At 70.6% G+C, this 22,350-nt stretch carries 15 protein-coding genes; 6 read left to right on the top strand and 9 right to left on the bottom strand.

Annotated features, from left to right (window positions below; all coding sequences use genetic code 11):
• Window positions 1–30: 30 nt before the first annotated feature.
• Genes ACFWXC_RS12730 through ACFWXC_RS12740 form a run of 3 tightly spaced genes read right to left on the bottom strand, consistent with a single transcriptional unit; the run spans window position 31 to window position 5,304 of the window.
• On the bottom strand, window positions 31–3,357 hold the full coding sequence (locus tag ACFWXC_RS12730) for an N-6 DNA methylase (protein ID WP_384477407.1): 3,327 nt from the start codon (window positions 3,355–3,357) through the stop codon (window positions 31–33).
• A gap of 28 nt (window positions 3,358–3,385) precedes the next feature.
• A complete protein-coding gene (locus ACFWXC_RS12735; RefSeq protein WP_384477410.1) occupies window positions 3,386–4,045 on the bottom strand; it encodes an RloB family protein in 660 nt (219 codons plus the stop codon).
• The gene (locus ACFWXC_RS12740; RefSeq protein ID WP_384477413.1) at window positions 4,045–5,304 is read right to left on the bottom strand and encodes an ATP/GTP-binding protein; all 1,260 of its coding nucleotides are present in this window, start codon (window positions 5,302–5,304) and stop codon (window positions 4,045–4,047) included. Before ACFWXC_RS12740 ends, ACFWXC_RS12735 begins: the two co-directional genes overlap by 1 nt.
• Before the next feature lie 261 nt (window positions 5,305–5,565).
• Here ACFWXC_RS12740 and ACFWXC_RS12745 point away from each other — a divergent pair, with 261 nt between their 5' ends.
• The 3 genes from ACFWXC_RS12745 to ACFWXC_RS12755 all read left to right on the top strand — a co-directional run bounded on the left by ACFWXC_RS12745 (window position 5,566) and on the right by ACFWXC_RS12755 (window position 9,268).
• The gene (locus ACFWXC_RS12745; protein WP_384477416.1) at window positions 5,566–7,827 is read left to right on the top strand and encodes an ArnT family glycosyltransferase; all 2,262 of its coding nucleotides are present in this window, start codon (window positions 5,566–5,568) and stop codon (window positions 7,825–7,827) included.
• 137 nt (window positions 7,828–7,964) lie between these two features.
• Window positions 7,965–8,771, top strand: a complete 807-nt coding sequence (locus ACFWXC_RS12750; RefSeq protein ID WP_384477419.1) for an endonuclease I family protein — start codon at window positions 7,965–7,967, stop codon at window positions 8,769–8,771.
• A 140-nt stretch (window positions 8,772–8,911) separates the two neighbouring features.
• Window positions 8,912–9,268, top strand: coding sequence for a peptidase inhibitor family I36 protein (locus ACFWXC_RS12755; protein WP_384477422.1), 357 nt, complete (start codon window positions 8,912–8,914; stop codon window positions 9,266–9,268).
• A gap of 27 nt (window positions 9,269–9,295) precedes the next feature.
• Here the strand turns inward: ACFWXC_RS12755 and ACFWXC_RS12760 are convergent, their stop codons facing one another.
• From ACFWXC_RS12760 to ACFWXC_RS12775, 4 genes are all read right to left on the bottom strand, one after another.
• The gene (locus tag ACFWXC_RS12760) at window positions 9,296–12,331 is read right to left on the bottom strand and encodes a discoidin domain-containing protein (RefSeq protein WP_384477425.1); all 3,036 of its coding nucleotides are present in this window, start codon (window positions 12,329–12,331) and stop codon (window positions 9,296–9,298) included.
• 403 nt (window positions 12,332–12,734) lie between these two features.
• On the bottom strand, window positions 12,735–14,420 hold the full coding sequence (locus ACFWXC_RS12765; protein ID WP_384477428.1) for a thiamine pyrophosphate-binding protein: 1,686 nt from the start codon (window positions 14,418–14,420) through the stop codon (window positions 12,735–12,737).
• Window positions 14,417–15,385, bottom strand: coding sequence for an agmatinase (gene speB, locus ACFWXC_RS12770; protein WP_384477430.1), 969 nt, complete (start codon window positions 15,383–15,385; stop codon window positions 14,417–14,419). The genes ACFWXC_RS12765 and speB overlap by 4 nt, the downstream gene beginning before the upstream one ends.
• A 57-nt stretch (window positions 15,386–15,442) precedes the next feature.
• Window positions 15,443–16,900, bottom strand: a complete 1,458-nt coding sequence (locus ACFWXC_RS12775; protein WP_384477433.1) for a sodium:solute symporter — start codon at window positions 16,898–16,900, stop codon at window positions 15,443–15,445.
• 120 nt (window positions 16,901–17,020) lie between these two features.
• On the opposite strand from ACFWXC_RS12775, the gene ACFWXC_RS12780 reads away from it, so the two are divergent.
• The 3 genes from ACFWXC_RS12780 to ACFWXC_RS12790 all read left to right on the top strand — a co-directional run bounded on the left by ACFWXC_RS12780 (window position 17,021) and on the right by ACFWXC_RS12790 (window position 20,793).
• Entirely contained in the window at window positions 17,021–18,547 is a 1,527-nt protein-coding gene (locus tag ACFWXC_RS12780; protein ID WP_384477436.1) for a helix-turn-helix domain-containing protein, read from the top strand.
• 129 nt (window positions 18,548–18,676) lie between these two features.
• Window positions 18,677–20,056: an RNA-guided endonuclease InsQ/TnpB family protein gene (locus ACFWXC_RS12785; protein WP_384477439.1), complete on the top strand. Its 1,380-nt coding sequence runs from the start codon at window positions 18,677–18,679 to the stop codon at window positions 20,054–20,056.
• On the top strand, window positions 20,005–20,793 hold the full coding sequence (locus ACFWXC_RS12790; RefSeq protein ID WP_384477442.1) for a phosphatase: 789 nt from the start codon (window positions 20,005–20,007) through the stop codon (window positions 20,791–20,793). The genes ACFWXC_RS12785 and ACFWXC_RS12790 overlap by 52 nt, the downstream gene beginning before the upstream one ends.
• Before the next feature lie 103 nt (window positions 20,794–20,896).
• Here the strand turns inward: ACFWXC_RS12790 and ACFWXC_RS12795 are convergent, their stop codons facing one another.
• On the bottom strand, window positions 20,897–21,229 hold the full coding sequence (locus tag ACFWXC_RS12795; RefSeq protein WP_384477444.1) for a hypothetical protein: 333 nt from the start codon (window positions 21,227–21,229) through the stop codon (window positions 20,897–20,899).
• Window positions 21,230–21,352: 123 nt separating this feature from the next.
• On the bottom strand, window positions 21,353–22,342 hold the full coding sequence (locus ACFWXC_RS12800) for a cation diffusion facilitator family transporter (RefSeq protein ID WP_384477447.1): 990 nt from the start codon (window positions 22,340–22,342) through the stop codon (window positions 21,353–21,355).
• Window positions 22,343–22,350 lie beyond the last annotated feature (8 nt).

Consider the following 22,350-nt stretch of genomic DNA (forward strand, 5'->3'; position numbering starts at 1 on the left):
ACGACATGTGGGCCCGCGCCTGCGAGGCGGTCAAGCGCGGGCGATCCCGGTGAGGTTGTCCACCAGGATGCCCTTCACCAGGCGGAGCTTCGCGAGCTGGGCCTGGCGTACCGCCTTCTCCCGGACCAGTGCGGCCATACGTTCGTCGAATGCCTTCTGGGCCGCCAAGCTCGGCACGTGCACCTCCACGTCGAGCAACCGGGCCGGATGCACCGCGTTCACAAGGCGCAGGCCGCCATCCGACCGTGCCACCGTGTAGACGCGTTCCTGGGCTTCGGGCAGCATCAGCCACGCGACCAGATAATCGGCGGACAGCCGGTCGGCGTCGGGCCTGATGCACAGGACGCTGGGACCGTAGGTCGCCTGCCCGCGTTCGCCTCGCCATACGGCGGCGCGGAATGTCCGTCCCGCCGCGTCCACGGGAGCGAACAGGACATCCCCTGGGCGCAATGCCGTAGGCGGCCTTTCCTGATCCGGTGCAGGTCCGGATTCGGCGGTTCGCCAGCCGGGCAACGCAAGGGCGCGTTCGGTCAGGTCGGCCGCGCGGAGGACCGGTACCCCGGGACGGCTCTCCGTGGTGGTGGCGACGCCGGACCGTACCGAGTCGACCACCTCGCGCAGCGGTCGGCGCTGCGCCTGGCCCGGTCCGTCCGAGCCGACTGCCGTGAGCAGCGCGAGCAGTTCGTCGACATCCAGTTTGGCGAGGTCCCCTTCGACTTCCTTCTCGGCCTCGATCAGGGAGTGGACCACACCGGCGGTCGCGTTCCGGTCGGTGAGGAGGTGTATGCCGTCCGCCATGACCTCCCATGCGCTCCGCCGGGACCAGGGGTAACTCGGGGTAGCAACGGCCTCCGCCGGCCCCTTCAGCTGCTGCTCGATCTCCCGGAAGGAGAGCCCGTACTTCTCCCACCAGTTCTCGTAGGCACGGACCAGTTCCCGGCGCCGGTTCCGCAGAAGGTCGTCGAGCTTGCTCCGCAGCCCGTCGCGAAGGATGTCGAGTACCGCCCGGCGCTCCTGGTGATCGGCGGCCAGAGCGGTACGGGCACCGATGAGGCGCGCCTGTGCACTGTCTTCGAGGCGCTTGACCAAGGCGGTGGTCCCCGTACGCTCACGTTTCCACCGAGCCAGTGCCGCTCGCTGCTCCTCCTCCACCGCCGCCGTCTCCGCAGTGGAGGAGCCGCTGCCGCTCTCGCCGTCGTCCTGACCGGCATCGTTCGGCCGGGCCTTGAGCTCCTGCCAGCGTTCGTCGAGTTCGGTCCTCCGCGCTTCCGCCGCCGCCAGCTCCGCCAGAAAGTCCGGGGCGATGGCTGCCACGAGCTTGTGCTGGTACGCCGCACGCCGCTCCCCCGCCGTCGGCCGGCGTAGCCCACCGGTCCTCGGGTCGAGTTCGGGCGCGAGCTGTGTCTCGACGTCCGCGACCCAGCCGTCGAGTACCCCCGCGAACCCTCTCTCGGCGAGCACCAGCAGGTCGTACCTGGCCTCGCGCCACCACTCGGTCACCGCGCCCGTGAGTGCGGACCGGTCGACGAGCCCGACTTCGCCGAGGTGTGACACGAAGGAGTAGACCAGCGACTCCCGCGCAGCCCACAAGGCCGCCCTGCGCTGAGACGGCGGCATGCCCGTCGGTCCCTCGGCGGCCGTGGCAAGTGCCTCCAGGCGCGGGGCCTCCGCCTCCCACCACTCGGTGAAGGCCACACCGAACCGCTGCTCGCGGGGGTGGGCCAGGTCGGCGAACCAGTCGGTGTCCGGCCGCTGTCCCTTCGGCAGGAAGTCGACGTACTCCGGGTCGGCGGGTATGCGCTCGTCGAAGAGGTCGGTCGGCGCTATCCCATAAGCGCCGAGCAGTTCCCGCTTCGCCTCGATCTCCGCGCGTGGCACACCGCCCATCAGATGTGCCCGCACGTCCTGCGGCTCCGGAGGCGGCGTGTTGTCCACATAACGGCGGACGGTGAGGTTGTCGTCGTTCTCCCGTAGTTCCTCACGACCGACCAGGCGCGAGAAGCCGGGCACCTCCGCGAACTCGTGGAAGACGGACGTGATCTTCTCGGACTGCTCGGCCAGCAGCACGTTCTGCGCACGCTCCGCGAGGAATTCGCGGTCCGCGTTGATGAACAGAACCTTGCCCGCCCGCGCCGGGTCCTTCTTTCCCGGCGGGCGCAGCACCAGGACGCAGACGGGGATGCCGGTGCTGTGGAAGAGGTTCGGGGCGAGGCCGATCACCGCCTCGATCGTGTCGTCGTCCAGCAGCTTCGTACGGATCGTCCGTTCCCCGCCGCCGCGGAACAGCACACCGTGCGGCATGACCGTGACGACCATGCCGCCCCGGCCCTCCCGCCGGGCCTCCCACAGCATGTGCTGGACGAACATCAGGTCCGCCTTGCCCCGCTCGCCCGTCACCCCGTACGCCGTGCGCTCCTCCCGGTAGGCGAGGTCGCTCAGCGAGTAGTCCACCGAGAACGGCGGATTGCTGAGCACTCCGTCGAACCGGTCCGCGTCCGAGGCCGGTACATGTGCCGGTGCGGTGAGGGTGTCCCCGGTGCGGAGGTCGAATCGGCGCACCCCGTGGAGGACCAGGTTCACCGTCGCCGTCGCCGCGGAGCCGCTGTTGGCGTCCTGGCCGGCGAAGAACATGTCCGAGGCGTCGCCACCGTGCTCCTCCACGTACTCCTTGGCGGAGACGAGCATGCCGCCCGAGCCGACACACGGGTCGTAGATCCGCGTGCCCGGCTCGGGTCGCAACAGGTCCACCATCATGCGGACCACCGGGCGCGGTGTGTAGAACTCGCCGCCGGAGCGGCCTCCCCCGTCCGCGAACGCCTTGATGAGGTACTCGTACGCGGCGCCGATCAGGTCGGGGAACTCGAAGTCGCGGGTGCTCAGCCGCACGCGGTCGAAGTGCCCGATGAGCGACTTCAGCCGCTGATCGGCACGTTCGGCCGAAGACCCGCCGAGTCCGCCGACCCGGCGGAAGTCGAGATGGCTGAAGAGGCCGTGGAGCTCGGGGTTCTGGCCCTCCAGCGCCCGCAGCGCCGGACGCAGTCGGCCCTCGGCGATGTCACGCGTGGCCGAGGATATCTCCGGCCAGCGGGCGATCTTCGGTACGAAGAGCACGTCGCGTTCGTGGTACGCCGACTCCTGTTCGAGGTAGTCGGCCAGCGACTCGCCGGTGAGGCCCAGCTCCGTGGCCGCGTACGCCTTGATCTCCTCACGCGCCACCTCGAACTCGTCGTTGGCCCCCTTCAGGAACAACAGGCCGACGATGTAGTCCTTGTTCTGGGAGGCGTCCGTCGTCCCCCGGACGATGTCGGCGGCGGCGAAGAGGTGCCGCTCCAACTGCGCGAGCGTGAGCTTGGCCACGAACGGCTCCCTACAGCCTGAAGTGGTGTCAGTACGAGGTGATTCCGAGTCCCTGTTCCACGAATTCGTGGACATCGGTGTACGGGTCCCGGTTGACGAGCGCCACATGGTCGCCGTGCTGCGCGTTCATCTGAAGGGCATGTTTCCTGGCTTCCGGATAGCGTCCGGTGACCTGGTGCGGCAGCACCAGTTTGATGTCGGCCCCGTCCTTCGGATCCCTGGCGAAGGGCAGTCGCGTCACGACCTGCCCGCAGGCCCCGCCGAACGTGCCGGTGACCGGTTTGTGGTGCAGCAGACGCCAGACCTCGAAGCACGGGTGGGAGAAGGCGACCTTCACTCCTGCCTCGCGGGCCTGCTTCAACGCGGTCTCGATGCCCTCGTGCTGGTCCCGGTCGAAGAGGCACCAGACCTGCGGCCAGTACTTCTTCTCCAGGCCGCTGCGCTTGGCAGCCCGCTGCTCGGTGTCCAGCAGGTCGACCGCCGCCTCGACGAGTTTGAGGGGCTTGCGCCGGGAGCCGGGGGCGTGGGCATTCGCGATCCGCACGTCGACGGTCGGCGCGTACCCCTTGATGATGTCAATGTACGAGGGTTCCGTGACCTGCCCCTCGGAGAAGACGTGGACGATCCTCTTGCGTCGTCCGCGGCTCCGCGTGGGGCCCAGCGATTCCTTCCCCTTCGCCTTCCCCATCAGCGTTGCCCCGCCTCGGGCCCGCCCTGCTCCCGGTCGGCGAGCAGACGCCGGGCGATCTGGCCTTCCAGAAGGGACGGAACAGCGCCGAAGGCCCCCGCCAGGTACGACTTCATCAGGTCCTCTTCCTCCCCCGGGGACGCCGCGGTCAGCGGATACAGCTCGGTCGCCCCGTCCGCGTCCTTCTCCGTCAGCCATACCTGGCCGGGTTCGAGCAGCCGGCCGCCGCTCGGGGTGGTGAGGACCGTCGGGTCGTGCGACGTGAAAACCAGCTGGGCGCCGTTGGGGTTGGCGTACGGGTCGTGGAAGAGCCGGACGACTTCGGCGGCGAAGCGCGGATGCAGACTGGCGTCCAGTTCGTCGACGAGCAGTACGGCACCCTCGTCGAGCGCCAGGAGCAGCGGGCCCAGGAGGGCGAACCAGGAGCGGGTGCCGAGGGACTCGCTCTGCCAGTCGAGGGCAGCCTTCCCGGCGGCCGAGCGATGGACGAGTTTGACGGTCGGCCGGCCTCTGCCGTCGTCCACCAGCTCCGTCCCGGTGATGCCGAGGTCGGCCACGCGCAGGAGGTCCTCGATGCGGCGAGCGCGGGCTCCGGAGAGTTCCTCGCGGGTGAACGCTTCACGCTGCTCCCGGTCGACCTCCGGATCGATCAACCACAGGTTGCGGCGGAACCAGTGGAAGAGAGGCGACAGCTGCGGGTGGTTGTCGGTGCCCGCGGTGGAGAGCAAGAGGGCGTTGGGGCGGGTGCGCCGGGCGAGCTGGGCACGGTCCTTGACCCGGTTTCCCGGCCAGTCGTACGCCTCGGCGCGGGAGGCGTCCCGGTCCAGCCAGACCTGCCGGTGTCCGCGCGGGTAGCTGTGCAGCCATTCGGCTTCGACGCGGCCGCCGCCCAGCTCGAATCCGTATGTCCAGCGGACCTCGTCGAGAAGGAGGTCCACTTCGAAAAAACTCGGTTCCTCGTTCCCTTTGGGGTCGAGCGCGAAGACCGAGCGCGGAACGCCGTCGTACGAGGCCCAGCGGGCATAGGAGTCGAGCACCGCGCTCCGCATGTCCACGAGTGCCGCGAGCACGTTCGACTTGCCGGAGGCATTGGCGCCGAAGATCCCGATCAGCGGGAAGACGCCGACCGACCGACTGCCCGCCATGGGCACGGAACGGGCCGGAAACGGTTCCTCGTCCTTGTCCTCGGGCGCCACGAAGGACAGCTCCTGCTCGTCGCGCAGGGACCGCACGTTCGCGACACGGAACCTCAGCAGCACGCTGTCCTCCTCTCCTGCCTCAGCGTAGTCGTCCTGTCGGACAGACTTCCCCCGACGGCCGTCCCGGCCTCGGGGAACATACCCGGTGCACCCGGTGCCGCGTGGCCGAACGAGTGATCGCGGTACGCGGGAGCGGCCGTTCGCGGCCGGGTACCGGTCGTTGCCCGCGCCGGCCGCCCTCTTACCGACATCTCATCCACCCACAGCCTGCGCCCAGGATCGGCACAGCCCTCACCCATCGGCCGTCTGCATGGTGGGCTGGTGACATCTGCCACCGATCCCATTCCCCCCACGACCGTGTCCCCCGACTGGGCGCCGCCCACGGCGACCCCCGCGGCTCCCCTGCCGGACAAGGCACCGCGCTGGTCGCTGCCCGCGCTGATCGCGATCCTGGTCCTGGCGGCGGTGCTCTACTCCTGGAGCCTCTCCGGTTCCAACATGAACACCTTCTACAGCGGCGCCATCTGGGCCGGTACGAAGAGCTGGAAGGCCTGGTTCTTCGGTTCGCTGGACCCGGGCAACTTCCTGACCGTCGACAAACCGCCGTTCGCGACCATGGTCATGAGCCTGTCGTGCCGGATCTTCGGCTTCGGCACCTGGCAGATGATGGTGCCGCAGGTCGCGGCCGGCCTCGGCACGATCTGGATCCTGCACGCGAACGTGAAGCGGATCTGGGGGCACGGCGCGGCGACCGTCGCCGCGCTGGTGCTCGCGCTGACCCCGATCACCGTCGCGATCAACCGCGACAACAACCCCGACACGATCCTCGTCTTCCTGATGGTCGCGGGCGCGGCGCTCGCGTTCCGCGCCACCCGTGACGAGAGGCTGCTCCCGCTGCTCGGCTCGGCGGCCTGCTTCGGCCTCGCCTTCAACACCAAGCTGCTCGCGGGCTGGATCGCGCTCCCGGCCGTCTTCGCGCTCTACCTGTACGCGTCGAAGGCCCCCTGGGTGAAGCGGATCGTCAACCTGGCGCTCGCCGCGGTCGTGCTGGCCGTCTCCAGCTTCTGGTGGGCGATCGCCGTCTCCCTGGTCCCGGCCTCCGACCGCCCCTACATCGGCGGCTCCACGGACGGCTCGGCCTGGGACCTGATCATGGGGTACGACGGTCTCGGCCGCGTCTTCGGCGGCGAGGGCAACGGCGGCGGAGGCGGGGGCGGGGGCGGAGGCGGCGGCTTCTCCGGCTCCGCCGGTCTCGGCCGGATGTTCAACGACATCCTCGGCGGCCAGATCTCCTGGCTGCTCCCCTTCTCCGCGATCGCCCTGATCGGCGGCCTGGTGCTGTGCGGCCGCGCTCCCCGCACCGACCTGCGCCGGATGGCGCTGGTCCTGTGGGGCGGCTGGACCCTCCTCCACTACGTGATCTTCGCGACCGCGCAGGGCACCATGCACCCGTACTACACGACCGCGCTGGCCCCCGGCATCGCGGCGCTGTGCGGCGGCGGTGGCGTGATGCTGCTGCACGCGTTCCGCACCGACAAGCGCTGGATCTGGGTCCTCCCGGCCGCCTTCGGCGTCACCGGCATCTGGGCGATCGTCCTGCTCCGCCGGGCCTCCGACTGGAACACCTGGCTGTGGCCGACGATCGGCGTCCTGACGGTGGCCGGCATCGTGGGCATGATCCTCTTCCGGTCCGGCAACCGGGCCCGTCTCCTCACGGCCTCGGTGGCGGCGGCCGTGATCGCGGCGCTGGCCGGTCCGACGGCATACGCGGCGGCGGACCCGTTCGGCGGCTCCGCCGGCGGTGGCATGGGCGGTACGAACCCGACGGCCGGCCCCTCGACGGGCAGCGGCGGCTTCGGCGGCGGTCCCGGCGGTGGCGGCGGCAACCGGGGCGGCTTCCCGGGCGGCGGGCAGAACGCCGAGGCCGGCGGCGAGACGGGCGGCGGCTTCCCCGGCGGCACGAACGGCGAGCTGCCGGGCGGCGCGGCCGGCGGTACCGGCGGCACCGGCGAGGCGGGCGGCACCCCGCCGAACGGCACCGGCGAGACCGGCGAGGCGGCGGGCGGCACCGGTCAGCGCGGCGGCTTCGGCGGCGGTGGCATGGGCGGCGGCGGTATGGGCGGCGGTGTGAGCACCGACCTGATCGCCTACCTGAAGAAGCACATGGACGGCGCCACCTGGCTGCTCGCGGTCTCCAACTCCCAGTCCGCGGCCCAGATCGAGCTGAGCGCCGAGGAGCCCGTGATCTCCATGTGGGGCTTCACCGGATCCGACAAGGCGATGACCGTCGCCAAGCTGAAGGAACTGGTGAAGGCGGGCAAGCTGCACTACATCCAGGTCGGCGGCGGCGGTATGGGCATGGGCGGCAACAACACGCTCAGCTCCGAGGTGACCAGCTGGGTGCAGAAGAACGGGACGGCGGTGAAGGAGAGCGCGTACAGCAAGAGCACGAGCACGACGGACAGCTCGTCCTCGACCTCCAACTCCTCTTCTTCTTCGTCTTCTTCTTCGTCCTCTTCGTCTTCTTCCTCCGCTTCGTCCACCTCGACGCTCTACCGGCTCGACCCGTCGGACGTCAGCTGACGTAACCCGACACCCGAAGGGGCCCCCGACCAGACGGTCGGGGGCCTTTTTTTACGTCCCGTTCACCACAGCGTCCTCATGTTCATGTCACCCTCCTTCTTGCCGCCTCATCAACCCGCGTAGATGGGAAACTCTTTATGCTGGCGACACGCATACGGCACTGGAAGTCGGTGGCGCTGACGACCGCCGCCGTTCTGGTCGGCCTGACCGCCCCGGCGCTGACGGCGACTCCGGCCGCCGCGACGACCACCGCGTACGACTCGACGTACTACAAGAACGCGATCGGCAAGACGGGGACGACCCTCAAGTCGTCCCTGCACACGATCATCAGCGCGAACGTCACGAAGCTGTCGTACTCGGCCCTGTGGGACGCCCTGAAGAAGACCGACCAGGACCCGAACAACAGCAGCAACGTGATCCTGCTGTACTCGGGTATCTCGCGCAGCAAGACCCTCAACGGCGGTGACAGCGGCGACTGGAACCGTGAGCACGTGTGGGCGATCTCGCACGGCGACCTCACCACCTCCACCGGCCCCGGCACGGACCTGCACCACATCCGTCCCGAGGACGTGGCGGTCAACGGCAAGCGCGGCAACCTCGACTTCGACGAGGGCGGCTCCACCTTCACCAACAGCGGCGGCAGCAAGGCCGACTCGGACTCCTTCGAGCCGCGCGACGCGGTCAAGGGCGACGTGGCCCGCATGATCCTCTACATGGCGGTCCGCTACGAGGGCGACGACGGCTTCGCGAACCTGGAGCCCGACGACAAGGTCGCCAACGGCTCCACCCCGTACATCGGCAAGCTCTCGGTCCTCAAGCAGTGGAACGACGAGGACCCGCCGGACTCCTTCGAGGAGAACCGCAACGACGTCATCTACAGCACCTACCAGCACAACCGGAACCCGTTCATCGACCACCCGGAGTGGATCGAGGCGATCTGGTAGGACGGCGACAAGTCCTACTACTTCGCTCACACAGGTGAAGCCGATCTTGGACTCGGGCGTGTCCGTGTGATCGCCCAGGAGCATGGGGGCGCCCCGGTGGTTCCACCGAGGCGTCCCAACTCCCTTTTACGGAGAGTCCCGTGAAGCTTCGTGCCTGGTCCCTCGCTGCCGCGCTCGCCCTGACCGCGCTGGTGGTGCCCGCCCAGAGCGCCTCCGCGCAGGCGGCCGCCGCCCCCTCCTGTCCCGACGGCTCGGTGTGCTTCTGGAGCGGGGAGGGCTTCGGCGGCGACTACTGGGAGTGGACGGCCCGCAGCGGCTACCGCGACATGCCGCCCAACCTCCACGACCACGTAGGCTCCTTCGTCGCCTCCACCCGCTCCTGCCTCATCAACTGGTCCCCGACCGAGAAGCGCGACACCTTCAACGGCGACTGGCGCTCCCAGTACCTCGGCGACTTCGGCGGCCGCATCGACGGGGTGGGGGCGGGCGCCTGCTGACTCCCCGTCCGGCCCCGGGGCCGGCGTTCAGCGGGCGGGGAAGACCTGGACCTCCGCGAGTGTCAGGTAGTCGGTGCCGGACAGCTGGACCGTCACGTAGCGTCCGGACGCCGTGACCGGCAGCCTGGTGGGGCGGCCCATGGTGCCGGGCCGGTGGCTCGACCACACGCCGGGACGGGCCGCCTGCTGCTCGGGAGAGAGCGAGTGGTCCAGCGGTGTGTCCGACACGAACACCCAGTAGTCGGTGGCCCGTTCGGTGCAGCAGTCGGTGCGGTTCCAGAGGTTGACGCTGCCGAGCGGTTGCGCGGAGCCGAGGTCCACCTGCCACCAGGCGTACCGGTCGTGGTCGGTGTGCGAGACGGAGCCGGAGCCGAACGCGCCGTCGGTGTCCCCGTCCGCGGCGTGCGCGGCGGGGCCGTCGAAGGCCGTGGAGGACTGCGTCGCCGGCCTGCCCCGCGCGATGTCGTTCGCCGGGTCGTAGGTGTAGTCGCTGTCGTCGGGGGTGCTGGTGCCCGCCGGGGTGGTGACGGTGACGGTGCCGTCGAAGACGCCGGGCGGCAGCTGCGCCGCCAGCTGGTTCGGGCCGATGTAGGTGACCCGCGCCGCCGTCCTGCCGTCGACCGCGACGGTGGACGTCGGCGTGAAGCCGCTGCCGGAGACGAGCAGCCGGCCGTCGCCGATCGGGCTGACCACCTCCACGTCCGGGGGCGCGGAGGTCGTCAGCCTCCAAAAGCCCGGCCGCAGGCCGGCTCCGGCGAAGACCCGGTCCGGGACGGTGCCCGGCCCCGGGTCGGACGGGATGACGACGTTGCCGCCGCCGTCGACGAAGTCGGTGCCGACGTTGTCGCAGACGTAGCGGTTGAGGTCGCCGACCCGGTAGGAGTTGCTGACCACGATGTGGCCCGTGGTCGAGCAGCCGCCGTTGAAGGAACCGCTGTCGGCGTACTGGACGTTGCCGTCCATGACGATGTACGCGCCGCCCTCGTCGTTGTAGTAGGCGAAGTTGGTGTGCTTGTTGCCGAAGGTGACGTTGTCCCGGATCGTCAGGCCGTGCTGGAGGTTCTGTCCCTGGGGGCCGTTGGTGTAGATCGCCCCGCCGTCCTGCCGGACTCCCATCACGTTGTGGACGACGTTCCCGGAGATGACGTTGTCGGCCTGGATGTTCGGGTTCGTCCACGGGGTCACCGCGTTGGTGTGCCAGCCGGCCCAGCCGAAGCTGATGCCGCTGTAGGGCAGATCGCTGATCTCGTTGTGGCTGATCGTGGTGGCGCGCGCGTATCCGGCCCAGATGCCCACGGCGCCGGTGTACTCCACGCCGACGTCGTGGACGTAGTTGTCCGTGATGGTGTTGCCGACCGACATCTCCGCCCCTGAGCCGACCACGACCTTGGCGAGGGCCGGGGAGTGTCCTACGTCGGCTCGCTGGATCATGACGTACCGGCCGGTGACGTCGGTCGGCACGACGACCGGGCCGCTCGCCGTGCCGGTCCGGTGAGTGGCGTGCACGCCGGGTCGGGCCGCCTGCTGCTGCGGCGTCAGACGGGTGTCGAAGGGCGTGGCGGAGACGAACACCCAGAAGTCGCTCAGCTCCCTGCCGGCCACCGGTGTGACGGTCGTCTGCCAGAGCCGCTTCGCACCGCCGAGATCGACCTGCCACCAGGGGTTCTGTGTCCTGCCGCCCGAGGACCGGGTGACCGGCCGTCCGGCGGCGAGGTCGGTGGCGAACCGCGTCGGCTGCGGGTCGTCGGTGGTACCGAACTGGATCCCGTTCCCGGACACGTCCGTGATCTCGTTGCCGGAGACCAGGTCGTGGTCGGCACCGTGATAGGTGCCCAGACCGGCGCCGCCGAGGTGCTCGAAGACGTTGCCGGTGATCGAGACGTTCCGCGTGCCCACCAGGTCCACGGCGGCCGGCGGGCGGCTCCACGCGGCGAACGGGCAGCTGCCCGGCGGGGACACGTACTGGCACAGGCCCTGCCTCGTGGCACCGTCCGGTCCCGTGAGGTGCATGGTCGCCTGCATCTCGACGAAGCCGTCGTCGCCGCTGGGCGCACGCCAGGTGGTGTAGGCGAACGTGATGCCGCGGAAGACGACGTCGTGCAGCGGGTCGTCGGCCGTCGAGGAGGTGGTGACCAACTGCTCCAGCACGGGTGCGACGAAGTGCATGGCCGCCGGGTCCTGCCCGGGCCGTGGCTGGTAGTAGACGGTGTGCCGGGCCCGGTCGAGGTACCAGGTGCCGGGGCTGAGGAGTTCGTAGGCGTTCTCGATCCTGCTCGGGGTGGCCGAGTCGCCGAGTGAGGGGAACCCGCCCGCGGGGCTGTCGCCGTCCGGTGCCGTCGGTGTGCTCGGCAGCTTCATGTTCGACCAGCACGGCCGGCGCATGGTGACGGTCCGTCCGGTGATGGCGGCGACACCGCAGCGCGGCTGCGTCCACGCACCGTGACCGCCGTCGAAGACGAACTCGATGCCGGACGGGTTCCGCCAGGACGCGAGGGTGTCGTCGGCCGCCTGGAAACCGTCCGCGGTCTGGGTCAGCGCCACCGGGCTCGCACCCGAACTCCGCGGGATGCGCTGTCCGTCCGCGTACAGCTGACGAGTGTCCAGCCCTGCGGGCACCGGGGCCGACCAGAGTGCCGGACGGTCGGCGTCCCGGTGCCAGCCGTCGATGGGGACGCCACCGCTGACGACCGGCCGGGCGCCGGGGGCTGCCTCCCACACGATGCGGTGGCCGCCGCGGCCGGAGTCCCCCGGGCCGAAGCGCAACGGCGCGTCGAGCCGGTACGTTCCGCCGGCCAGCTGCACATGGACGTCACCCGCGGTCCGCGCGGCCAGGCGTGCGGCCGAGGCCTTCGCCTGCCGAAGGGAACAGGGCTGCCGCGCGGAACACGAGCCGCCGTGCCCGTCGGGCGCGGCGTGGACCCGGGCGCCGCCGTCGTCGGCCCGGGCGGCGCCCGGTCCGGCCGCGAGCGGCGGGGCGGACCCGAGCGTGGCGGCGGCGATCACCGCGAGACCGGCCAGGCGTGCCAGAACACGCCGGGCCCGCCTCGAGAACGGACGTGGCATGGGTTTCCCTCTCCTGCGGCGGGGACCGGGCGATGTCACGGGCAGGTTGTCGAGGGGCGGCTGACCGCGCGACGGATCCGGCTGACCGGTCATGATTCTGACGTCCCATCAGAAAGCAGGCAGGGCAAGCCGAACCGGCTGCGTACGACCCGCACCGAGCACAATGACAACGTTGCCAAAGGCTGTGATGGCAGGAGCTTCCTGTCAAGACCTGATGCGTGGATCGACAGGTGTCCGTAAGGTTTGGCGATCCCCGGTGCCGCCGGGGTGCCGGGCCTGTGCGTGTGCCGGGCACCGGCCGGTGATGCCGGACGACCGGTTCACCCGGTCATGGCCCACGGCGCCAGTGACCACGGCCGTTCCGCCCGCCGGAGCACGGGAACACCTCCGCCGGACGGGTGGCTCAGCCCAGATGCGTCGGCGCGAACATCCGGAGCAGGGCCGGGAGTACGACCACCGAGGGGCCGGGGGTGGCGAGGGCCTTCGCCAGGTCCGTCTCCAGGGTCTCCGGGGTGGTGCGGACGCCGGGCACGCCGAAGGACTCGGCCAGGGCCACGTAGTCGGGGCGGGCCAGTTCCGTCGCCGTGGGCTCACCGAAGGCGTCGGTCATGTACTCGCGGAGGATGCCGTAGCCGCCGTCGTCGACGATCAGCCAGGTCACCGGGAGGTCGTGCTGCCTCGCGGTCGCCAGCTCCGCGATGGAGTAGAGGGCGCCGCCGTCGCCGGACACCGCGAGGACCGGGCGGGTCGGGTCGGCGGCGGCCGCGCCGAGGGCCGCCGGGAAGCCGTAGCCGAGGCCGCCGGCGCCCTGGGCGGAGTGCATGAGGTTCGGGGACTGTGCGTCGAACGCCGACCAGGCCCAGTACGCCAGGATCGTCATGTCCCAGAAGGAGGGGGACGTCCGCGGGAGGGCCCGGCGGACCGCCGCCAGCACGTCCTGCTCCAGGGTGAGTTCCTGGGCGGCGATGCGCTCCGAGACCCGGGACAGCAGGTCCCGTACCCGGTCCGCCGCCTGGTCGTCCTCGCGCGGGGTCACCGTCTCCAGCAGCGCCTGGAGGGCGAGGCGCGCGTCCGCGTGGATGCCCAGCGCCGGGTGGTTGGACTCCAGTTTGCCGAGGTCCGCCTCGATCTGGACGACCCGGCCGCGCGGCTTGAACGTGTGGTAGTTGGAGGAGAGTTCGCCCAGTCCCGAGCCGACGACGAGAAGGACGTCGACGTCCTCCAGGAAGTCCGTGGTGTGACGGTCCTCCAGCCAGGACTGGAGGGAGAGCGGGTGGTTCCAGGGGAAGGCGCCCTTGCCGCCGAAGGTGGTGACGACCGGGGCGTTCAGCTGCTCGGCCAGCTGCCGCAGTTTGCCGGAGGCGTCCGCCCGTACCACTCCGCCGCCCGCGATGATCGCCGGGCGGGCCGCGCGCGAGAGCAAGTCGGCCGCCACCGCCGTCAGTTCGGGGCGCGGCGGGAGTTCGTCGGGGGTCGCGTCCACCGCCGTCACCACGGGCAGCGCGGTTTCCGCGAGGAGCACGTCCTGCGGGATCTCCACCCACACCGGGCCGTGGGGGGCGGAAAGGGCCGACTTCCAGGCCGCCGCGAGAGCGGAGGGGATCTGCGACTGGGTGCGGACGGTGTGCACCGACTTCACCACGCCCCGGAAGGAGGCCGCCTGGTCCGGGAGTTCGTGGAGGTAGCCGTGGCGGCCGCCGCCGAGGCCCGCGGTGGGGATCTGGCTGCTGATCGCGAGGACGGGCGCGGAGGCGGAGGCCGCCTCGTGCAGCGCGGCCAGCGAGGTCAGCGCGCCGGGGCCGGTCGACAGCAGCAGCGGGGCCGCCTCGCCGGTGATCCTGCCGTACGCGTCCGCCGCGAAGCCCGCGTTGTTCTCCACCCGCAGGCCGACATAGCGCAGCGACGAGCGGCGCAGGGCGTCGAACATGCCGAGGGCGTGCTGGCCGGGCAGCCCGAAGACCGTCGTCGCGCCGAGCCCGGCCAGCGTCTCCACGACCAGGTCCCCGCCGTTGCGGCCGGCGGGCGGGTTCAGGGCGGCCGCTGTCTGCGCCTCGGTCGGGCGGAGTACCAGGTCGTGGTCGTGGGTCACTTCGAACGAGCCTCGGCAATCTGTCGAGTCATGATCGTGGTCAGTTCGTACGCCGTGTGCGAGGCCGCCACCGACGTGATCTCCGCGTGGTCGTACGCGGGGGCCACCTCGACGACGTCCGCCGACACCAGGTTGCAGGAGGAGAGTCCGCGCAGGATCTCCAGCAGTTCCCTGGACGTCATACCACCGGCCTCGGGCGTGCCGGTGCCCGGGGCGTGAGCGGGGTCCAGACAGTCGATGTCGATCGAGATGTACAGCGGGCGGTCGCCGATGCGCTGGCGCAGCTGGTCGGCCACCTCGTCGGCGCCCCGGCGGTAGATGTCCGCCGAGGTCACGATGCCGAAGCCCATCTTCTCGTCGTCGGTCAGGTCCTGCTTGCCGTACAGCGGGCCACGGGTGCCGACGTGGGAGAGGGCCGAGGTGTCGAGGATGCCCTCCTCGACCGCCCGGCGGAACGGGGTGCCGTGGGTGTACTCGGCGCCGAAGTAGGTGTCCCAGGTGTCCAGGTGGGCGTCGAAGTGGAGGAGGGCGACCGGGCCGTGCTTCCTGGCCACCGAACGCAGCAGCGGCAGGGCGATGGTGTGGTCGCCGCCCAGGGTCATCAGCCGGGCGCCGGTGCCGAGCAGCTGGTCGGCCGCCGCCTCGATCGTCTCGACCGCCTCGTTGATGTTGAACGGGTTCACGGCGATGTCCCCGCCGTCCGCGACCTGCGCCAGGGCGAAGGGGGACGCGTCCTGCGCCGGGTTGTAGGGGCGCAGCAGCCGGGACGCCTCGCGAATGGCGTTGCCGCCGAAGCGGGCGCCCGGCCGGTACGAGACACCGGAGTCGAACGGCACGCCCACCACCGCGACGTCGGCGGCGGGGACCTCGTCGAGGCGGGGCAGCCGCGCGAAGGTCGCGGGACCGGCGTACCGCGGGATGCGGGAGGAGTCGACGGGGCCGCGGGGCGTCTCGTTGCTGCTCATGGGGTCATGCCTTCTTTCCTACGCTTCGTCGCGTATGCACTGCTTCTGTCTACGACTTTACTGGGCGGCCGGGACCGGTTCGGACACGAGTTCGGGAGCGGCGCGGCCCGCGAGCCGATCCCGCCAGTTGGCCAGCACGGTCGCGTCGGTCGGCCTGGTCGCCAGGGAGACGGCGACATACGCGGCCAGCGAGGAGAGGAGGCCGTAGTAGACGGGCTCGTTGGCGAGGATGCCGTAGCCCGCCATCAGGCCGATCACCGCGAGGCCGCCGACGGTCACGGCGGCGAGGGCGCCCTGGACCGTGCCGCGCTTCCACAGCAGCCCGCCGAGGATCGGCACCAGGAGACCGCCGACCAGCAGGTTGTACGCCACGGTCAGCGCCTCGACGACGTTGTTGAGCGCGATGGCCGTGCCGATCACCCCGACGCCCATGATCAGGATGAAGACGCGGTTGCCCCGCACCTCGTCATGGTCACCGGACCTGCCCTTCCCCCGGATCCGCGACCAGATGTCGTTGTTGGCGACGGTCGCGCAGGCGATCAGCGCGCCGGAGGAGGTCGACATGACCGCGGCCAGGGCGGCGGCCAGCACCAGCCCCCGCACCCCGATGGGGAGTTCGTCCTTGACGATGGTGGCGAAGGCGTCGTCCGGGCTGCCCAGCTTCGGGTACAGCACCTTGGCGGCCGTACCGATCACGGCACCGGCGAGGGCGTACACCAGGCAGTAGGTGCCGGCGACCGTGCCGCCCCACTTCGCCGTCCGGTCGCCCCGGGCCGTGAACACGCGCTGCCAGATGTCCTGGCCGATGAGCATCCCGAACGTATAGATCAGCACGTAGGTGAAGATCGTCTCGCCGCCGATGCCCAGCGGGTCGAAGTACGCCGTGGGCAGCTTGGCCTTCATCTCGGAGAAGCCGCCGGCCTTGACCACCGCGATGGGCAGCAGCAGGAGGAGCACGCCGATGGTCTTGACGACGAACTGCACCATGTCCGTCAGCGTGATCGACCACATGCCGCCGAGCGTCGAGTAGGCGACGACGATCGAGCCGCCGATGACGATCGCGAGCGTCCGGTTCATGTCGAAGAGGACGTCGAAGATCGTGGCGTACGCGATCGTCGAGGTGACGGCGAGCATCAGGGTGTACGCCCACATCACGACGCCCGAGATCACGCCGGCCCGGCCGCCGTAGCGCAGGTCCAGCATCTCGGAGACCGTGTACACCTTGAGGCGGGCGATCCGGGCCGAGAAGAAGACCGAGAGGGCCAGCAGCCCGAGGCCGATGGTGAAGACCATCCAGGCGCCGGAGAGGCCGTACTGGTAGCCGAGGCCCACGCCGCCGATGGTGGACGCGCCGCCCAGGACGATCGCGGCCATGGTGCCGGAGTACATGGCGGGGCCCAGGCGGCGGCCCGCCACCAGGAAGTCGCTCTTGGACCTGGCACGGCGCATGCCCCACCAGCCCATGGCCAGCATGCCGGCCAGATAGATCACGATCACTGCGTAGTCGACGGCCACAGGGCCCTCCTTCGCTGGGGGTCTCGCCGGCGGGTGACGGCCACACTAGGTGGCCGGAAAGCGGCTGCGAAGTGTACGTTTCATCTATTCGAGCCCCGCCGGATGGAGAGAACGCACACCATGCCGGACCCCGCCGTTCCGCCCACGCCCCCGGTGCCCCTCGCCGCCCTGCTGGCCCGTGAGGACCTCGCCCTGCGCCAGATCGCCGGGCCGTCCGACCCGTCCCTGGTGATCCACTGGGCGCACACCTCGGAAATGGCCGACCCGTACCCCTACCTGCTGGGCGGGGAGCTGCTGCTGACCGCCGGGGTGCACATCCCGGACGCGGCGGGTTCGGGCACCTACTTCGACGACTACGTCTCACGGATCGTGGCGGCCGGCGGCGCCGCCCTCGGCTTCGGGGTGGCCCCCGTCCACGACACCGTCCCGCGCGCGCTCGTCGCGGCCTGCGAGGCGTACGGCCTCCCGCTCGTCGAGGTCCCGCCGGGGACCACCTTCTCCGCCGTCGCCCGCGCGGTCTGGCAGCTGATGGCCCAGGCCCGCCTCGCCGAGCTGCGCCGGGTCACCGAGGCCCAGCAGAGCCTCGCGACCGCCGCCGCCCGCCCCGACCCGGTGCCGTCGGTGCTGCGGCAGCTGGCCCAGCGGGTGGGCGGCTGGACGGCCCTGTACGGCCCGGAGGGGGCGGAGATCGCGTCGGCGGGACGAGAGCCGGAGGCACCGGTACGCGACTCGCTGGCCGAGCTGACGGAGGTGGTACGACCGTCGGGCCCGGGCACCCCCACCTCGGCGACCCACGCCACGGCGGGCGTCCACCTCGCGGCCTACACCCTCAGCACCGGCTTCGTGCTCGGGGTGGCCGCCCCGGCCCGCGAACCGGGCGACCACACCATCGCCTCGGTGGCCACGGTCCTGCTCACCCTCCTCACCGGCGAACAGCACAGCGGCTCGGGCGCGGCCCGCAACGCGGCACTCGTACGGCTCCTGCTGGGTGGTACGGCGGAGGAGGTGGCGCCACTGCTGGGCAGGGGCGACACCTGGTTCGTCGTAGATGCCTGTCGGAATGACCAACGGGACGGTACCCACCTGCTTCTAGGGGCGCGGGGAACTGCGCGACCAGCCACACCCCACCCGCACCCGCCCGACCTCCTGGCCGCCACCGCACTAGGCGCCTCACTCGGCTCGACTCTCATCGACCCCGTAGGGGAAGTCATACGCATCCTGCTCCCCACCACCCAAGAACCCGAACCACAGCCCGGCTGGACCCTGGGCGTCAGCGCCCCCGTACCCGCACACCAACTCCCGGCCGCCGCCGCGCAAGCGGCCCACGCCCTGGCCCGCGCCCGAGCGACCCGCACCCCCCTGGTCCGGCACAGCACCCGCCCCGCACTGGGCGACCTGATCCCGGCAGAGGAGGCCCACGCCCACGCCCGCGCCCTCCTCGGCCCCCTCGCGGAGCACCCCGCCCTCGTCGACACCCTCCGCACCTGGCTCTCCCTGCACGGCAGTTGGGACCGCACGGCGGTGGCACTCTCCGTCCACCGCAACACCGTGCGCCAGCGCATCGCCCGCTGCGCGGCCCTCCTCGGCACCGAACTCGACGACCCGGACGTACGGATGGAGCTGTGGTTCGCACTGCGGCAGGAGTGATCACCTTCACCGCCAGGCAGGGAATGCCGACCGGTTGCCGTTCGGGCGACACGAATGTCTGATCACTCACTCGGGTGATACCGATCGATTGCCCGCGCGAGAGGGGAATGCAGTAGCTAGGTTCGCGGCATGGCACGGTTCCGGATGTACCCCACAAGCACGCAGGCGAGCATCATGCTCGACCATTGCGCGCACGCCCGGTACGTGTGGAACCTTGCCGTTGAGCAGCATGCGCACTGGCGTCCGGGCCGGAAGTCCGCGCCCGGCTTCGCCGAGCAGTGCCGCCAACTCACCGAGGCCCGGCGCGAGAACGAGTGGCTGGGAGCCGGGAACGCAGTCGTGCAGCAGCAGGCCCTGAAGGACTTCGCCAAGGCCAAGACTGCCCGGTTCAGATCCGGGTCCGGTGAGCCGACCTGGCGCAGAAAGCACGTGCACGAGGGCTTCCGCGTCATCGGCACCAACCTCGTACCCGAAGTCGATCCGGACGGCCGTCCGAAGCTGAACCCGAAGACGAGCAAGCAGGTTATGGGCCGCTCGGTAGTGGTGCAGAAACTCAACCGTCGGTGGGCGCAGGCAAAGGTGCCCGGCTGTGGATGGGTCCGGTTCAGACTGTCCCGCAAGGGCAAAGGCAGCGTGCTGCCGCAGGCGAAGACGTTCCGCGTCACCTTCCGGAGCAATCAGTGGCACATCGCGTTCGCTGTCATCCCCGAGCCGGTCGACGCACCCGGCACCGGCAAGGTCATCGGCATCGACCGAGGTGTGAAGATCACAGCCGCCCTCTCGGACGGCCGGAAGCTCAACTGTCCGCAGCTCACGGTCAAGGAACGCGCCCAGTTCCGCAAGCACGAGCGACGTGCCGCCCGTGCCCCGAGGGGCAGTGCGGCCAAGGCAGACTCACATGCGAAGGTCGCCCGACTCAAAGCGCGTGAGGCCAACCGGCGCAAGGACTGGGGCGAGAAGACGTCCACCATGCTGGCCAAGTCGTACGACCTCATCCGCTTCGAGAAACTGAACATCAAGGTCATGACCCGCTCCGCGAAGGGCACCGTGGAACGCCCAGGCAAGAATGTCCGGCAGAAGGCCGGACTGAACCGGGCCATCCTCGCCCAGGGCTGGGGCCTGCTCAGGCAGCGCACGGAGGAGAAGGCCCCCAGCCGAGTGGAGGATGTCCCCGCCGCCTTTACGTCTCTGCGGTGCAGTGCCTGCGGGAGAATCGAGAAGAAGTCGCGCAAGAGCCAAGCCGACTTCGTCTGCGTGTCCTGCGGCTTCACCTGCAACGCCGACGAGAACGCAGCAGTCAACGTCGCGGCAGGACAGGGCGGAATCCCCCGCCCCCGGCGAACAGCCGGTGCCGGAGGGGTGACAGCGGCCACTGGCCGTTCGAGCGCCCGTGAACCTCAACCCACATGGGTTGGGATCCCCATTTTCCAGAAGGGGGAGGATGTCAAAATGGAGCCATGCCGATACCCGGGACACCCAGCCGCGCCGAGCTCGTCGAGCACCTTGTGAAGACCCGTATCGCGGGCGATGTCGCCACGCCCCGCGAGAACAACCTGCTCCACTACCGCAAGCTGGCCAACGGCGAGCGCAACTGGTGGCTTGGACTGGAACTCGGCGACCGCTGGACCGACGAGCAGGACGTGCTGGCCGTGATGGCCGAGCGGGTCGGGGTGAACGACGACCCCGAGTACCGGTACGGCCAGGACACCATCGACCCCGAGCTGACCGTGGACGGTCTGGACCGGCTGGCGGCGCGGCTGCGCAAGGCCGCCGAGGGGCGGCAGCGGGTGCTGTTCGCGACCGGGCACCCGGGCGGCCTGCTGGACGTGCACCGGGCGACGGCGGCCGCGCTGCGCACCGCCGGCTGCGAGATCGTGGTCATCCCGGACGGGCTGCAGACGGACGAGGGATACGTCATGCAGTTCGCCGACGTGGCCGTCCTGGAGCACGGGGCGACGCTGTGGCACACCCACTCCGGTGAGCCGATGAAGGCCATCCTGAGCGGGCTCGAGCGCGAGGGCCGCCCGCGGCCCGACCTGGTCGTCGCCGACCACGGCTGGGCGGGGTACGCGGCGCAGGTGGGCCTGGACTCGGTCGGATACGCCGACTGCAACGACCCGGCGCTGTTCCTCGCCGAGGCGGAGGGCACCCTCCAGGTGGCCGTACCGCTCGACGACCACGTGCTCAGCCCGCGGTACTACGACCCGATGACCGCGTACCTGCTGTCCGAGGCGGGTCTGGCGTAACCGCGCCGGACCGGGCGAGGTGCGGCCCCCGCGCACGGGAACCGCACCTCGTGGCCTGGCCTAGACCCTGAATTGGCTTGGTGTCTGTTCGCGTCCGGTCGGCTCAGAACCCGAACCCGCCGTAGCCGAAGCCGCCGTAGCCGAGGCCACCGAAGCCACCGACGCCGTACCCGACGGTGGGGACGACCACGACGGGGACGACCGCGACGGGGGCGAAGCCGTAGCCGCCGCCGTAGCCGAAGCCGCCGTAACCACGGCAGTTGTTGAATCCGCCGCCGAAGCGGGAGTTGCAGCCGAAGCCGCCGGTGACCACGCTCTGGTGAGTGGAGGCGGGGGCCGCCGAGGCGGTGCCCGCGGCGCCGATCGCGGCTCCACCGGCCAGCATCAGGCCGGCGGCGGACATCGCGGCGATGCGCCTCGCGCGCTGTACTCGCATGGGAAATACCTTTCTGCCGGACTTACGTCCGCTACGCGGCACGTCCGCTATGCGGCACATGCACTGTGCGGCATTTCACTCATAGAGCTTAATCTCGGACAAGTCGCCCGGCACTTCGAGCGATCACCGCCCGTTATCGACCGAGGTCGCGGGCCCCGGAGTGGGGTCCAGGTAGACCCGGCCGATCATGGGGAACGCGGCCCGCAGCCGCTGTTCGGCCCGTTCGCAGGCCCACTCGATCTGGGCCGCCGTCGACACGTCCCGGAAGTCCACCTTGGCCGCGACCAGCGCCTCGTTCGGGCCCTGCACCAGGGTGGTCAGCTCCAGTACGGCCACGATGTGCTCGGACTCCAGCAGCTCCGCCCGGATCCGCTCCCGCACGGCCTTCGGCAGCGGCCGGCCGATGAGGAACTCGGCGTTCGACCGGCCCAGCACCCAGGCGACGTACAGCAGGAGCACGCCGATGAGGAGGGAGGCGAGGCCGTCCCAGACGCCGGAGCCGGTGAGCTGCCCGCCGAGCAGGCCGCCGGCCGCGAGCACCAGGCCGACGAGCGCCGCCGAGTCCTCCATCACCACGGCCTTCACGGCGGTGTCGGGGGTGCGCCGGAGATACAGCTTGAACGACACCCGGAACCGGGCCGCCTCCCCGTACGCCTGCTTGAGCCCCGTACGCAGGGAGAACGCCTCCAGGACGAAGGCGACCGCGAGGACGATGTACGAGACCAGCGGGTTGCCCAGCTCCTCGCCCGCGGTCAGGGTGTGGATGCCGTCGTAGAGGGAGAAGACCGCGCCGCCGACGAAGGTGGCGACGGCGGCCAGCATGGCCCAGATGTACCGCTCGGGGCCGTAGCCGAACGGGTGTTCCTCGTCGGCGGGTTTCTCGCTGCGTTTGAGTGCGGTGAGCAGCAGCAGCTCGGTGACCGTGTCGGCGACCGAGTGCGCCGCCTCGGAGAGCATCGCGCTGGACCCGCTGATCACCCCGGCGACCGCCTTGGCGAGGGCGATCCCGAGGTTGGCGACGGCGGCGACGATCACCGTGGCGGTGCTCTCGCCGCCGCCCTGTTCGGCTCCGCCGCGCTGGTCGGCTCCGCCACTCTGTTCGACTTGGGACATGCCCCCAG

The organism is Streptomyces sp. NPDC058683, from assembly GCF_042716195.1.
Classification (GTDB): domain Bacteria; phylum Actinomycetota; class Actinomycetes; order Streptomycetales; family Streptomycetaceae; genus Streptomyces.

Excerpts from the sequence above, each read along its gene's own strand:
- ACFWXC_RS12735 (WP_384477410.1), bottom strand. The coding sequence starts at position 4,045 with ATGGGGAAGGCGAAGGGGAAGGAATCGCTGGGCCCCACGCGGAGCCGC.
- ACFWXC_RS12750 (WP_384477419.1), top strand. The coding sequence starts at position 7,965 with ATGCTGGCGACACGCATACGGCACTGGAAGTCGGTGGCGCTGACGACC.
- ACFWXC_RS12760 (WP_384477425.1), bottom strand. The coding sequence starts at position 12,331 with ATGCCACGTCCGTTCTCGAGGCGGGCCCGGCGTGTTCTGGCACGCCTG.
- speB (WP_384477430.1), bottom strand. The coding sequence starts at position 15,385 with ATGAGCAGCAACGAGACGCCCCGCGGCCCCGTCGACTCCTCCCGCATC.
- ACFWXC_RS12780 (WP_384477436.1), top strand. The coding sequence starts at position 17,021 with ATGCCGGACCCCGCCGTTCCGCCCACGCCCCCGGTGCCCCTCGCCGCC.
- ACFWXC_RS12785 (WP_384477439.1), top strand. The coding sequence starts at position 18,677 with ATGGCACGGTTCCGGATGTACCCCACAAGCACGCAGGCGAGCATCATG.
- ACFWXC_RS12790 (WP_384477442.1), top strand. The coding sequence starts at position 20,005 with ATGCCGATACCCGGGACACCCAGCCGCGCCGAGCTCGTCGAGCACCTT.
- ACFWXC_RS12795 (WP_384477444.1), bottom strand. The coding sequence starts at position 21,229 with ATGCGAGTACAGCGCGCGAGGCGCATCGCCGCGATGTCCGCCGCCGGC.
- ACFWXC_RS12800 (WP_384477447.1), bottom strand. The coding sequence starts at position 22,342 with ATGTCCCAAGTCGAACAGAGTGGCGGAGCCGACCAGCGCGGCGGAGCC.